We start from the raw sequence: 14,046 nt of genomic DNA, 5'->3' as shown, positions 1-14,046 counted from the left end.
TGGTCATCACATAGATCCGACACATGGTAATTATTTTAACAACATATGCTTCAACTTCCTCACCACCGTCGGCTGACTAATCCCTGCCCTCTTGGCTATCGCATAGGTGCTGGGCAGCTCGGCAGCCATCTCGCGTAGCCATTGTGCTTCGATGCGTGCCAGGCCTTCCTTGAGGGTTTCGTTGGGGCCGAGCTTGGGGGTTGGCATGGCTACTGCCCCCTCAGCGGCAGGCGCTGAGAGGGAATTGGGACTATGAGAGTTATCGGCAGTGGTAAAACTTTCAGTAACGCCTATTCCATTGGATTTTTCATTACTGAAGCCAAATGAACTGCCTAGTCCATTAGCGTTATTCGTGGAACAGGTGTTGAGCAGTGTTTTCACTGAATCGCTGTCAATGACATCACTGGGGGCGCTGAGCCAGGCGCGTTCCAGCCAGTTTTCCAGTTCGCGGATATTGCCGAGCCAGTCCTGGCGCATGAGGATGGGCCATAACGAGGCGTCGAGGAGTTTGCGGCGACCATGACGTTGATTAAGGCGAGAGAGGTGTTGCTCGATCAGGGCGGGAATGTCTTCGCGGCGTTCGCGTAGCGGTGGCAGGCTGACGGGGAGCACATTGATGCGGTAGTAGAGGTCGAGGCGGAACTGTCCCTGCTCCACGCGGGCGGCGAGGTCTTGATTGGTGGCGACGACCAGCCGAAAGTCGGCGCGGCGGGTGGTGGTGTCGCCCAGGCGGGTGATCATTCCGTCCTGAATCACCTTGAGCAGCTTGGTCTGGGTGGCCAGCGGCAGCTCACCGATTTCATCGAGGAACAGGGTGCCGCCTTCGGCCTGCTCCATCAGGCCCGCCTTGCCACGGTTACCCGCGCCGGTGAAGGCACCGGCCTGATAACCGAACATCTCGGACTCGAACAGGCTTTCGGGAATGGCGCCGCAGTTCACCTCGATGAAGGGGCCGTCGGCGCGTTGGCTCCAGCGATGCAGTTGATGGGCGAAGGCCGTCTTGCCGACCCCGGATTCGCCCAGCATCAATACCGTGGCGTTGGTGGGCGCGACCCGCTTGAGCAGCAGCGCTATCTCCCGCATCACGGGGCTTCTGACCTGCAGCTCGCCCAATTCCAGCGCGGCGTCTTCGCATTCCGCCTGCTCGCGCGCGGCCTGCTCGCACAGAGCACGCCCCTGCTGCGCGTCATGGGTGGTCTGCTCAGCAACTGAGCGCGCACTTCCCACCGTCCCCCAGTCACGCTCGCCCGCACTCCCCCCGCCCAGCTCACTGCCCCGCGAGTTGCGGCGCAGGTGATCCGTGAAACGCTGCTGGAGCACAGCATATTCCTGCTGCAACAGCTGGATATCGGTGAGGTCCATCGAGCGGCTGACCACGCACTCAAGCTTGCCCGCGACGAATACCGGATGCGCCTGCGCCACCACTCGCCGCCCGGTGGCGGTGAGCTGCATCATCTGCAGCGCGCGCCCCGTACGCAGCACCTCCAGACTGATCGATGGCTTGAGCACGCCACTGGCTTCCAGGTCATGCACGTTGGCGGCACACAGCTCCTCGCGGGTCATGCCATAGACCGCCGCGGCGCCGGGGCTGACATCCAGCACCTGGCCATCGGCATTGACCACGAAGTAGTGATCGTGAGCGGTGTCGATGATGGTCTTGAGAATCTGACGGTCGAGCTCTGACATGGCGGGTACCTCATGGTCGAGCCTGTGAATCGGGCGGGGCTTTCTGTGCTTCTTTTCGCAGGTCTTTCTCGCAGCTCTTTCTAACAGCTCTTTCCAGCAGGTCTTTCTCGCACTGCGCTGAAGACAGTCTCGATGATGCCTGAATGTGATCCACAAATGAATCAGTGATCCATTTTTGAATCATCAATGCCGCACTGGTGATCCACAAATGAATCACCCAGCAACCTCCGCCAAATAAAACTCAATAAAATCAATTGACTAAAAATTGGCATGGTTACTGCAATGCTGGAGTATGCGCCAAGGAGGATCGCCGGCTTTCATCACACCGTCCGGTCGGGCGATCAGGCGATCGAACACAATACCCCGCTCGCCGTCAGCGTATCGCGAGCAACTCAAGACCTGGAGAGACAGATGAGCGAGTTCAATCAGCCGCTGGGCGGCAACGACATGCCACGTTTCGGCGGCCCGGCCACCATGATGCGCCTGCCGGCTCAGGAAACCGCGGAAGGCCTGGATGCCGCCTTCATCGGCATTCCGCTGGACATCGGTACCTCCAACCGTCCGGGCGCGCGTCTCGGCCCGCGTCAGATCCGTGATGAATCGCGCATGCTGCGCCCCTACAACATGGCCACCCGCGCCGCGCCCTTCGACAGCCTGCAGGTGGCGGACATCGGCGATGTGCCGATCAACACCTTCCACCTGCCCAAGAGCATGGACATCATCGAGCAGTTCTACGATGAAGTGCTCAGTCACGACTGCGTGCCGCTGACACTGGGCGGCGATCACACCGTCACCCTGCCGGTGCTGCGCGCCATCGCCAAGAAGCATGGCCCGGTCGGCCTGATCCACATCGATGCCCACGCCGACGTCAACGACCACATGTTCGGCGAGCCCATCGCCCACGGCACGCCGATTCGTCGCGCCCAGGAAGAAGGCCTGTTCGACAGCCAGCGCGTGGTGCAGATCGGCCTGCGTGGCACCGGCTACTCCGCCGATGACTTCGACTGGTGCCGTCAGCAGGGCTTCCGTGTCGAGACCGCCGAGATGTGCTGGTTCAAGTCACTCGCGCCGTTGATGGCCGAAGTGCGCGACATGATGGGCGATCGCCCGGTGTACATCACCTTCGACATCGACGGACTGGACCCCTCCGTCGCCCCCGGTACCGGCACCGTGGAAGCCGGCGGCCTGACCATGCCCCAGGGCATGGAAATCGTACGCGGCGCGCGTGGCCTCAACATCGTCGGCGGTGACCTGATGGAAGTCTCCCCGCCCTACGACACCAGCGGCAACACCGCGCTGATGGGCGCGACCCTGCTCTACGAAATGCTCTGTGTACTGCCGGGCGTGCAACAGCGCGACTGATCCACGAACGACCCACGAATGACCTGCTGTCCTGCTGCACCCGCGCCGGGGGCCCGTCCCGCCCTCGGCGCACACAGAATCACCCGACACGATACGGCATGATGCATCACACGATGCACGGCTAGAGCCTGACCATTACAACAAGATCTAGGTGACCCGAATGACAACCAGCATCGACCCGACGGCGGATCACACGCCGTCCCGCTCCAGCCCAAGCGCCGATTCACCTTCAGACAAGGTGCACAAGGGTGAGAAGGCTCAGAAAGAGCTCATCGCCACCCGTCCCGTTCCGCTCACGACTCACGGAGTCATGAAATTTCTGCTGCCGTCATTGCTCGGCGTCAGCTTCTTCCTGGTGCCCTTCAGCACGGGTGACACCATCAACATCGGCATGGGCCTGATGGCCGATTGGCTCAAGGCGACGCTGGGCGGCGCACTACCCGCCATCGCCGTCGCGGTGCTGTGCCTTTCCGTACTGCTGACCGGCTTCGTCAAGCTCGCCAAACCGGTCTGGGCACGTCAGGGCGCTGCACACGAGCTGTTCGATGTCTCGCCGGTATGGTTTGGCATGCGTGCCCTCGGCGCAATCTTCGCGCTGATGACCTACTCCCAGTGGGGCCCCACTCAAGTGACGGCGGCCTTCACCGGCGGCGTGATGCTCAATGATCTCGCGCCGGTACTGCTGACCTTCTTCTTCTTCGCGGCCATTCTGCTGCCGCTGCTGGTCGACTTCGGCTTCATGGAATTCATCGGCAGCCTGGTACGCCGTCCGTTCCGTGCCATCTTCAATCTGCCCGGGCGCAGCGCCATCGATGCCACCGCCTCATGGATGGGCTCCGGCACCGTCGGTGTGCTGATCACCACCCAGCAGTACGAGCAGGGCTTCTACAGCAAGCGTGAAGCGGCGGTGATCGCCACCAACTTCTCGGTGGTCTCGATCGCCTTCGCATTGCTGGTCACCAGCTTCATGAACATCAACCACCTGTTCGTGCCCTTCTACCTGACCGTGGTCATCGCGGGCCTGATCGCCGCCGTCATCGTGCCGCGTCTGCCGCCGCTGTCACGCAAGCGCGATGACTACCACGAGCCGGTCGGCTGCCAGATCAGTGAAGAGAACCAGAGCGGCTGTGGCGTGCTGCGCTACTCACTCGGCATGGCCGTCGCGCGCGCCGAGCATGCGCCGGGCCCGCTCAAGCTGGTGAAATCGGCCTGCTTCAATGTGGCGGACATCTTCCTCGGTCTGCTGCCGGTGGTGATCGCCATCGGTACCGTGGCGCTGATGCTGGCCGAGTTCACGCCGGTGTTCACCTGGCTGTCCTACCCGATGATTCCGCTGCTGGAACTGCTGCAGATTCCCCACGCAGCAGAGGCAGCCCCTGCCACGCTGGTCGGATTTGCCGACATGTTCCTGCCGGCGGTACTGGCCAAGGACATCGACAGCGAACTGACCCGCTTCGTGATCGCCTGCCTGTCGCTAACCCAGTTGATCTACATGTCCGAGATCGGTGCCCTGCTGCTCAAGTCGAAGATTCCGCTCAAGCTGTGGGAACTGGTGGCCATCTTCGTGCTGCGTACACTGATCACCCTGCCGATCATCGCTGGTATCGCCCATCTGTTCGTGTTCTGAGCCATCGATTGAACTGCTAGTTGAGCGACGACTCGCACTCGACTGACACCGCTTCGCGACCGACTCCTTTTCCTCATGACTTCAGGGAGCGCCACGGCGCTCCCGTCTGCCGGATAGACTGCCATGACCTGTGCTGAACTCCTGATCCGATTGCTGCGTGACACCTACGGCGTCGACACCGTCTTCGGTATTCCCGGCGTACATACCGTCGAGCTCTACCGTGGCCTGGAACCGGATGCCGATCCCGCCGCGAGCAGCATTCGCCACGTCACCCCGCGCCATGAACAAGGCGCTGGCTTCATGGCCGATGGCTATGCCCGCAGTACCGGCAAGCCCGGGGTGTGCTTCATCATCACCGGCCCGGGGATGACCAACATCACCACCGCGATGGGGCAGGCGCTGGCCGACTCCACTCCGATGCTGGTGATCTCCAGCGTCAATCGCACCGACACCCTCGGCCGTGGCCAGGGGCGTCTGCATGAGCTGCCCAGCCAGCATCAGCTGGTGTCGGGCGTGGCGCGCTTCAGCCACACGCTGCTCGACACGTCCGCACTGCCGGAAGTGCTGGCCCGCGCCTTCGCGCTGTTCGAGGGCGCCCGCCCGGGACCGGTGCATATCGAGATTCCCATCGATCTGTTCAATGCCGAGGTGGCACTGCCTGCCGGTCGCACCACCCATGACGTCACGCGCCCGCGCATCGGCCGTCTGGCGCCGGACCCGGCCCTGCTCGAGGAAGCCGTGAGCCTGCTGCAGGGCGCCGAGCGCCCGCTGGTGCTGCTGGGCGGTGGCTGTGTCGCCGCACCTGCAGCGGCCCGCCAGTTGGTGGTGGCACTCGATGCCCCCACCGTCACCACCATCAATGCCAAGGGCCTGCTGGGCAGCGCTCACCCACTGGATCTCGGAGCCAATGCCGCGCTGCCTGCGGTACGCAAACTGGCGTGCGACGCCGATGTGGTGCTGGCGATCGGCACCGAACTTGGCGAGACCGACTACGACGTGGTGTTCGATGATGGCTTCGTCATCGGTGGCCAGCTGATCCGCATCGATATCGACCCCGAACAACTGGCGCGCAACCAGCAGGCGACACTCGCCATCGTCGCCGACGCCGGCTTGGCGCTGGAGACCCTCGCCGACCGGCTGACCGGCCTCGAGAGCAACCCGAAAGGCAAGACACGCGGCGCGCAGATTACCGCCGCCACGCTTGACGCCCTCGCGATACCGACTGACCCGGCCTTCGCGCCCTACGTGCCGCTGTTCAATACCCTGCAGCAAGCGCTGCCGGAGGCGATCTGGGTCGGCGATTCCTGTGCGACGGTCTACGCTGCCAATCACCTGCTCAGCCAGCCGGCGCCGCGCCGCTACTTCAATGCCTCCACTGGCTACGGCACGCTCGGCTACGGCCTGCCTGCCGCGATGGGCGCCACCCTGGGCCGCCCGGACCTGCCGGTGATCGCGCTGGTCGGCGATGGCGGCATCATGTTCACGCTGTCCGAACTCGCCTGCGCGGTGGAAGAACAGCTGCCGGTGGTGATCGTGCTGTGGCACAACCAGGGCTATGAAGAGATTCGCCGCTTCATGGACAACGCCGGCGTCACGCGCCTGGGAGTCGACATCAAGGCCCCCGACTTTCAACTGCTCGCCCAGGGCTTCGGCTGCGCCGCCGTGGCGATCGACTCCCCCAGTGAGCTGGCGACCGCGATCAGCGAGCGCAACGCAAGCGCCCCGCTGCTGGTGGAAATCGATGCGGCAGCGTGGCAGCGCTCAATCGCACAGTGAGTCTGGCTCGCCGCTTATCGCCACAACACTGAACAATGCCCGCCTGTGCCCTCGAGGTGGCAGGCGACAGCAAAATCACATGTCAGGAATGTCCATGCACAAGCTCGATCATCAGTTCATCAACAACGAGTGGGTCAAGTCCCACGGCGAGCGTCGTCTGGCGGTCACCAACCCCTTCGAGGAGACCGTCATCGCCGAGGTGACGGCGGGTGATGCGCGTGATGTACAGGCCGCCGTCGCGGCCGCCGCCGAGGCCTTCGAGGGTTGGCAGGCACTGAGTGGCGCCGAGCGTGCGGTCTATCTGGAGGCCTTCGCCGAGGGGCTGACGTCACGCCGGGAAGCGCTGGTGGAGATGTCGTGTCGCAACAACGGCAAGATTCGCGCCGAGGCAGAGATCGATCTCGATGACGCCATCGGCTGCTACCGCTATTACGCCGCCCAGGCACGCGCGCTGGATGCGCGTCAGGGCGCGGAGGTCGCGCATGATGTCGAAGGCTACGCCGCGCACACCTATCACGAGCCGGCAGGCGTGGTGGGATTGATCACGCCCTGGAACTTCCCGCTGGTCACCAGCGCCTGGAAGGTCGCGCCGGCGCTCGCCGCGGGCTGCACCCTGGTGATCAAGCCGTCTGAAGTGACGCCACTGCCGGAGCAGGTGATGGCCGAGATCGCGCTGGAAGCCGGTCTGCCGGCGGGTGTGTTCAACCTGCTGCACGGCGATGGCGAGGGTATCGGCGCGCCGCTGACCCGTCATCCGCGCATCGACAAGATCTCCTTCACCGGCAGCAATGTGGTCGGCGAGAAGGTCATGCAGGCCGCGGCCTGCGGCACGCGCGGCGTCTCCCTGGAGCTTGGCGGCAAGTCGCCGATCATCGTGCTCGACGATGCTGACGTCGAGGAAGCCGCCGACTGGGTGATGGCCGGCATCTACTTCAATGCCGGTCAGATCTGCTCTGCCACCTCGCGCCTGCTGGTGCACGAGGCCATCGCCGATGAGCTGCACGCCGCGCTGGCCAGCCGTATCGATGCACTGGTGCTGGGTGACCCGCTGGACGCCGCGACCCAGATGGGCCCGATGACCAGCGCCCGCCAGCGCGACACCGTGCTGAGCTATCTGAACGTGGCGCGCGAGGAAGGCCTGACGGTGCTGCGCGATGGCACCCATCGCAGCCTGCCAGGCAAGGGCTACTTCGTGGCGCCGACCCTTTACACCGATGTGCCGGTGACAAGCCGTCTGTGGCGCGAGGAGATCTTCGGGCCGGTGCTGTGCTCGCGCCGCGTGGCCGATGAAGCCGAGGCGATCCGCCTCGCCAATGACTGTGATTTCGGGCTGGTGGCCACGGTGGTCAGCGGCGATGCCAGGCGCGCCCAGCAGCTCGGCCGTCGCCTGCGCGCCGGGGTGGTGTGGTACAACAGCGAGCAGCTGCCGCTGGTGCAAGCCAGCTGGGGTGGCTTCAAGCGCAGCGGCATCGGCCGTGAGCTGGGGCCGTGGGGCCTGGCGGGCTATCTGGAGGTCAAGCACATCATCGGCCCAGTACTTGATTGAACGTATTGACTGAGCATCTTGTGTGACCAGATGACAAAACACCCCGCCTCGGCAATCACCGAGGCGGGGCGTTTTCGTTCACAAATCTTTCTTGAAACCAGCTACTTCTCCTATCAGCCGACTGCAGCCGTCTGGCTGATGCCATCCCGCGCACAGGACTGGCCGCAATGGCTGCCGTGAATGCTCAGCGCCTGCCAGGCATCGAAGGTACTGAGGTAGATGTCGCCACCGAGATTGGCCGGCAGCTCCGAGCACTTGAGGCGGTCCATCACCGGGCCCTTCACTTCACTCAGATGCAATTTCACGCCAGCGGCGCTCAGGCGCTCATTGATGACTTCCAGGCTTTCCAGCGCCGAGGCGTCGATCAGGTTGACCGCCTGACAGGCCAGCACCAGATGCTTGAGCGAGGGGCGTTCGGCCATCAGCGCCAGCACCGTGTCTTCCAGATAGCGCGCGTTGGCGAAATACAGGCTCTCGTCGATGCGCAGAATCGCCAGTTCGGGATCGGTCTCCACTTCATGGCGCTCGACATTGCGAAAGTGCTCGCTGCCCGGCACGCGCCCGACCAGTGCACTGTGCGGCTGGCTGGTGCGCTTGAGGTAGAGCCCCAGCGACACGGCGATGCCGACGATGATGCCGCTCTCCACCCCATGCGCGAGAGTGATGATCAGCGTGATCATCAGCGCCGCACCGTCACCCTTCGAGTAGCGGAAGGTGCGCTTGATCGCCGCGATATCGATCAGGCTGGTGGTGGCGACGATGATGATCGCCGCCAGCGTCGCGCGCGGCAGCCACGCCAGCCAGTCGGTCAGCCACAGGCTGGCGAGCAGGATGCCGATGGCGGTGAAGGCCCCAGCCAAGGGCGTGGCGGCGCCGGCATCGAAGTTGACCACCGAGCGCGACAGCCCGCCCGAGATCGGCATGCCACCGCTGACGCCTGCGCCCATGTTGGAGACGCCTAGCGCGATCAGCTCCTTGTCGGGGTCGATGCGCTGACGGCGCCGTGCGGCGAGGGTCTGGGCCAGCGCCAGCGATTCGACGAAGCCGACCACGCTGATCAAGAGTGCCGAGATCAGCAGACCCGACCAGTCATGGCTGACAAGGCTCGGCAGGCTGAGGTCGGGCAACCCACCGGGCACGGCACCGACCAGCGCCATGCCGCTTTTACCCTGAACGAGTGGATCACTCAGCCCCCAGGCCAGCAGGCTGGAGACGATGACGGCGATGATCGGCGTGGTCTTGCACAGCATGCCCGCCGCGCTCTCACTCATCCGCAAGGCCATCAGGCCGTGCTTGAGATGACGACGTGCCAGGATCAGCCACGCCAGGCAGCCCAGCCCGATGGCGAGTGTCGGCCAGTGCAGCTCATGCGCGCCTGCCGACAGCGACTCGCCCATCGCGATCAGATTGCCACCGCTCAGGCTCAGGCCAGTGATCGGCCCGAGCTGACTGGCGATGATCAGGATGCCCGAGGCGGTCATGAAGCCCGAGATCACCGGGTGGCTGATGAAATTCACCAGCACTCCCAGGCGCAACAGCCCCATGGCGATCAGCATCGCGCCGGAGAGAAAGGCCAGCAGCAGCGCGGCGGCCAGCATCTCGGGCGTGGAGAGCGCCGCGCCATCGGCGCCGCTCATGCCCGCGATTGCCGAGGCCGTCATCAGCGAGATGATCGCCACCGGCCCCACCGCCAGGGTGCTGCTGGTGCCGAACAGCGCATACAGCACCAGCGGGAACATGCTGGCGTAGAGGCCGACCTGTGCCGGCAGCCCTGCCAGCAGTGCATAGGCCAGCGCCTGCGGCACCAGCATGACGCTGACGATCACCGCCGCCAGCAGATCACGCCCGAGACTGTGACGGTCATAGTGGGCAAGCCAACCCGCCAGCGGCAGCCAGCGGGCAAGCGACATCCCCCTTGCCTCTCGAACCGGCTCAGACATCGCGTGACGCCGGACGCGCCAGCCATTCGTGGCCCTTGAGCAGCAGGTTCCAGTAGATGAACGGCAGCCCCCGTGCCTTGAGCTGCCAGGCCAGGCGAGTCGGACGCGTGCCGTCATTGACCCACTTGGGGAAGGTCGGCTGCAGTTCACCGCCGTAGCCGAATTCCGCCAGCACGATGCGGCCGTTCTCCACCGTCAGCGGGCAGGAGCCATAGCCCCGATAGCCCGCCGTGAGCGCGCCACCGGTCAGCGTGGCCAGCAGGTTCTCGACCACCACGGGGGACTGCTTGCGCACCGCCGCGGCGGTCTTGGCATTCGAGGTGCCGCTGACATCGCCCAGCCCGAAGATGTCGGGATGGCTCATGTGCTGCAGGGTCTCGGGTTCGAGATCCAGCCAGCCGGCGGCGTTGGCCAGCCCGGATTGTGCGATCAACGCCGGTGCCTTCTGCGGCGGCACCACATGCAGCATGTCGAAGGCCTGCTCGACGATCTGCGGCTCGCCGCCCTCCTCGGCTGCCGGCACCTCGAAGCGTGCCGTCTGCGTCTCGCCATCCACCGCGACCAGGCGCTGATGGAACCTGGCGTCGATGCCATAGCCCGCGACCGCCTCTTCCAGCGCTGGCACGTAGGCCGGCACGCCGAACATCACGCCGCCGGCGTTGTGGAAGCTGACCTCGAGCTGCGACAGCACGTTCTCGCGCTGCCAGTGATCGCAGGCCAGATACATCGCCTTCTGCGGCGCACCGGCGCACTTGATGGGCATCGGCGGCTGGGTGAACAGCGCCTTGCCGCCCTTGAGGGTCTGCACCAGCTGCCAGGTATAGGGCGCGAGATCATAGCGATAGTTGGAGGTGACGCCATTCATTCCCAGCGTCTCCTCAAGCCCGTCGATGGCGCCCCAGTCCAGCTCCAGCCCGATGGCGATCACCAGACGCTCGTAGCGCAGACGATGACCATTGCCGAGCGTGACTTCATGCGCCTCGGCATCGATGCCGGTGGCCGTATCGCGATACCAGTGCACGCCCTTGGGCATCACCGAGTGCATCGGCTTGCGCGTGAATTCCGGCGTGAAGATGCCGCCACCGACCATCGTCCAGCCCGGCTGATAGCTGTGCTGCTCGGCGGGTTCGACGATGGCGATGTCCATGCCCGGCTGGCGCTTGAGCAGACTGGCCGCCACCGCGATACCGCCGGCCCCGCCACCGATGATCACCACCTTGTGGGCGTTGGGTGCCAGGCGGTGATTGGCGGCGCGGGTCGCTTCCGCGGCCGAATCAGCCCCCTGATTGTCACAAGGCATCGTTGCAGAATCCGAAACTGGCGGGGTCTCTGGCGTGCTCTGGCTCATCGATAAGGCTCCCATCGCGGAAAATCGTCCATTTGAGTCACAAAATTACGTAAGCAAGCTACATAGGCAAAGCGCTTGGACATGCTCCCTGCCGGCATGGCAGCCATCACAGCTGATCAAACGGCAGGTTGAGCGGAATCTTGAGATAGGCGCGACCGTTGTCTTCCGCCGGCGGCATCTGGCCAGCACGCATGTTCACCTGCACCGCCGGCAGCATCAGACGCGGCATGCCAAGCCCGGCATCACGCTTGGTACGCATGTCGACGAAGGCCTGCTCATCGATGCCGTCATGCACATGGATATTGTGCTCACGCTGCTCACCCACCGACGTCTGGCAGCAGAAGCCTTCACGCCCTTCGGCCGAATAATCATGGCACAGGAAGATGCGCGTGCTGTCCGCTAGCGAGAGCACCTTGTGAATCGAGCGATACAGCGTACGCGCATCGCCGCCGGGGAAATCGCAGCGCGCGGTGCCGTAATCGGGCATGAACAGAGTATCGCCGACGAAGACGGCGTCGCCGATCACGTAGCTGACGCAGGCCGGCGTATGGCCCGGCGTATGCAGCACGCGGCATTCAAGCCCCCCGATCGCCAGGCTGTCGCCCTCTTCCAGCAGGCGATCGAACTGGCGGCCATCACGCGCGAAGCCCGCCTCGGCGGCGAAGATATCGGCAAAGATGTCCTGCACTTCGCGTATGCGCGCCCCGATCGCCAGCTGGCAATCCAGCTTGCCTTTCAGATAGGCGGCCGCTGACAGATGGTCGGCGTGAACGTGGGTCTCGAGAATCCACGCCACCTCGAGGGACTCCGCTTCGATATGCGCAAGCAAGGCATCCGCTGAGCGGGTGCTGGTGTGGCCTGCGGGATAATCGAAGTCGAGCACGGGATCGATGATCGCGCACTGGCGGGACTGCGGGTCGCGCACCAGGTACGTGAAGGTGTTGCTGTCTTCGTCGAAGAAGCTCTCGACCTGGGGGCGCTGTGTTGAGGTTGCCATCTTTCGACCTCCTGCTTTGCTCAAGAATTGATGTCTCAAGCCTACGCCTGAAGCGGCAACAACGCAAAAAAGAATAACGTTAAAACCATAAAGAATAACAATAAGGCGTTTTCAATAACCTATTGTTCTAGCTATTAAATTTCCGAATAGGCAATGAGCGACATCTCTCAACGAAATGCCTTTCACCATAAGGTATAGCTGATAGGAAGAATCGCACACGCTATGCTGACATTGCGCGGTGACACGATTCATCCATACAATCTTGTACGATTAAGTTTCACAAGTTGCTGTCACTTACCCTAGCCCTCATTGGACGAGCTACACCATGTCACGAATACTTCAATGGTCGATCACGGTTGCCCTCGCCGGCTTCCTGTTCGGTTTCGATACCGCCGTCATCTCGGGGGCGGATACCTCACTGCAGAGCCAGTGGGGTCTCAGCGATCTCAACCACGGCCTCATCATCATGTCGATGGCCCTGTGGGGCACGGTGATCGGCGCCATCTTCGGCAACTGGCCGACCGATCACTTCGGACGCCGCGCCACGCTGATCGGCATCGGTATCCTCTATCTGGTCTCGGCGCTGGGGTCGGCGCTGGCCACTGACCCTTATGTGTTCTCGTTCTTCCGTCTGCTGGGCGGGCTGGGCGTGGGGGCCTCATCCGTCGCGGCGCCTATCTACATCTCGGAAATCGCACCGCGCAAGCGGCGTGGTGCGCTGGTCGGGCTCTATCAGTTCAATATCGTCTTCGGGATTCTGATCGCCTTCGTCTCCAACTACTTCATCGGCTTCATCGACGGTGAGAACTGGCGCTGGATGCTGGGCGTGGAAGCCGTACCGGCCGCGCTCTATCTGTTGATGATCTGCAAGGTGCCGCGCAGCCCGCGCTGGTTGATCCTCAAGCGCAACGATGAGGCGGCCGCCGCCGAGATCATCGCGCTGATCAACCCCAAGGCCGACATCGCCGAGGAAATCGCCATCATCCGCGGCACCGAGAGCGAGGAGAGTGCCAAGCAGCACACCCGTCTGTTCGCCTGGCGCTATCGTCTGCCGGTGCTGTTCGCCTTCCTGATCGCGGCCTTCAATCAACTCTCCGGCATCAACTTCATCATCTATTACGCGCCGCGCATTCTGGCCGAGGCGCAGCTGGAAGCGAGTGCTGCCCTGCTCTCGACGGCGGGCATCGGGGTAATCAACCTCGTCTTCACCCTGCTGGGCATGGCGCTGATCGACAAACTGGGGCGCCGCACCCTGATCAAGATCGGCTCTGCCGGCTATCTGGTGTCGCTGTGCCTGATCGCCTGGGCCTTCCATCTCGAGGACTTCTCCGCCATGGGCGGCTATGGTGTGCCGGTGCTGCTGGGCGTGTTCATCGCGGCGCATGCCATGAGCCAGGGCACGGTGATCTGGGTGTTCATCTCCGAGATCTTCCCCAACAAGGTACGCGCCATGGGCCAGTCCTTCGGCAGCTCCGTGCACTGGATCTTCGCGGCGCTGATCGCGCTGCTGATGCCGACCATCCTCAGCCACTTCAGCGGCGGGCCGGTGTTTGCCTTCTTCGCCGTCATGATGCTGCTGCAACTGATATTCGTGCTGTTCTTCATGCCCGAGACCAAGGGTGTCTCGCTTGAGGACCTGCAGGGCCGTCTGATCCGCCCTTCGCGCAAGGAGAAGGAGCAGGAACAGGCCGCGGCACTCGCGCCACAGGGCAACTGAGGTTCTTGACGATTGGGCTTTGAAGCCTGACTCGAATAACGCTCTCC

9 protein-coding genes are annotated in these 14,046 nt (G+C 63.6%); 5 read left to right on the top strand and 4 right to left on the bottom strand.

Annotated features, from left to right (window positions below):
- Nucleotides 1-30: 30 nt before the first annotated feature.
- Nucleotides 31-1,686, bottom strand: a complete 1,656-nt coding sequence (locus MKZ40_RS07920) for a sigma 54-interacting transcriptional regulator (protein WP_254627140.1) — start codon at nt 1,684-1,686, stop codon at nt 31-33.
- Between the two features lie 411 nt (nt 1,687-2,097).
- On the opposite strand from MKZ40_RS07920, the gene speB reads away from it, so the two are divergent.
- The 4 genes from speB (at nt 2,098) to MKZ40_RS07900 (ending at nt 7,997) form a co-directional block, all read left to right on the top strand.
- On the top strand, nt 2,098-3,048 hold the full coding sequence (gene speB / locus MKZ40_RS07915; protein ID WP_175090132.1) for an agmatinase: 951 nt from the start codon (nt 2,098-2,100) through the stop codon (nt 3,046-3,048).
- 310 nt (nt 3,049-3,358) lie between these two features.
- Nucleotides 3,359-4,675 carry a YjiH family protein gene (locus tag MKZ40_RS07910; protein ID WP_175090131.1) on the top strand — a complete coding sequence of 439 codons (1,317 nt, stop codon included), beginning with the start codon at nt 3,359-3,361 and terminating at the stop codon, nt 4,673-4,675.
- Nucleotides 4,676-4,798: 123 nt separating this feature from the next.
- The gene (locus MKZ40_RS07905; protein ID WP_175090130.1) at nt 4,799-6,451 is read left to right on the top strand and encodes a 5-guanidino-2-oxopentanoate decarboxylase; all 1,653 of its coding nucleotides are present in this window, start codon (nt 4,799-4,801) and stop codon (nt 6,449-6,451) included.
- Between the two features lie 94 nt (nt 6,452-6,545).
- Nucleotides 6,546-7,997 (top strand): aldehyde dehydrogenase family protein, encoded by a 1,452-nt coding sequence (locus tag MKZ40_RS07900; RefSeq protein WP_175090129.1) that lies wholly within the window; start codon nt 6,546-6,548, stop codon nt 7,995-7,997.
- Between the two features lie 113 nt (nt 7,998-8,110).
- Here the strand turns inward: MKZ40_RS07900 and sulP are convergent, their stop codons facing one another.
- The 3 genes from sulP to MKZ40_RS07885 all read right to left on the bottom strand — a co-directional run bounded on the left by sulP (nt 8,111) and on the right by MKZ40_RS07885 (nt 12,282).
- On the bottom strand, nt 8,111-9,907 hold the full coding sequence (gene sulP, locus MKZ40_RS07895; RefSeq protein WP_175090128.1) for a sulfate permease: 1,797 nt from the start codon (nt 9,905-9,907) through the stop codon (nt 8,111-8,113).
- A 22-nt stretch (nt 9,908-9,929) separates the two neighbouring features.
- Complete coding sequence (locus MKZ40_RS07890; protein WP_217485893.1) at nt 9,930-11,237, bottom strand: FAD/NAD(P)-binding oxidoreductase; 1,308 nt, start codon at nt 11,235-11,237, stop codon at nt 9,930-9,932.
- 154 nt (nt 11,238-11,391) lie between these two features.
- Entirely contained in the window at nt 11,392-12,282 is an 891-nt protein-coding gene (locus tag MKZ40_RS07885) for an MBL fold metallo-hydrolase (RefSeq protein WP_131432162.1), read from the bottom strand.
- Nucleotides 12,283-12,607: 325 nt separating this feature from the next.
- Here MKZ40_RS07885 and MKZ40_RS07880 point away from each other — a divergent pair, with 325 nt between their 5' ends.
- Nucleotides 12,608-13,999: a sugar porter family MFS transporter gene (locus MKZ40_RS07880; RefSeq protein WP_131432163.1), complete on the top strand. Its 1,392-nt coding sequence runs from the start codon at nt 12,608-12,610 to the stop codon at nt 13,997-13,999.
- Nucleotides 14,000-14,046 lie beyond the last annotated feature (47 nt).

The organism is Cobetia sp. BMC6 (assembly GCF_029991385.1).
In the GTDB taxonomy this organism is placed as follows: Bacteria; Pseudomonadota; Gammaproteobacteria; order Pseudomonadales; family Halomonadaceae; genus Cobetia.
The sequence above is the reverse complement of the archived record's forward strand: the minus strand, read 5'-3'. Positions and strand labels throughout refer to the sequence as shown.

Coding starts and splice junctions, on each gene's coding strand:
- MKZ40_RS07885 (WP_131432162.1), bottom strand. CDS start 12,282: ATGGCAACCTCAACACAGCGCCCCCAGGTCGAGAGCTTCTTCGACGAA.
- MKZ40_RS07880 (WP_131432163.1), top strand. CDS start 12,608: ATGTCACGAATACTTCAATGGTCGATCACGGTTGCCCTCGCCGGCTTC.
- speB (WP_175090132.1), top strand. CDS start 2,098: ATGAGCGAGTTCAATCAGCCGCTGGGCGGCAACGACATGCCACGTTTC.
- MKZ40_RS07905 (WP_175090130.1), top strand. CDS start 4,799: ATGACCTGTGCTGAACTCCTGATCCGATTGCTGCGTGACACCTACGGC.
- sulP (WP_175090128.1), bottom strand. CDS start 9,907: ATGTCGCTTGCCCGCTGGCTGCCGCTGGCGGGTTGGCTTGCCCACTAT.
- MKZ40_RS07920 (WP_254627140.1), bottom strand. CDS start 1,686: ATGTCAGAGCTCGACCGTCAGATTCTCAAGACCATCATCGACACCGCT.
- MKZ40_RS07910 (WP_175090131.1), top strand. CDS start 3,359: ATGAAATTTCTGCTGCCGTCATTGCTCGGCGTCAGCTTCTTCCTGGTG.
- MKZ40_RS07900 (WP_175090129.1), top strand. CDS start 6,546: ATGCACAAGCTCGATCATCAGTTCATCAACAACGAGTGGGTCAAGTCC.
- MKZ40_RS07890 (WP_217485893.1), bottom strand. CDS start 11,237: ATGCCTTGTGACAATCAGGGGGCTGATTCGGCCGCGGAAGCGACCCGC.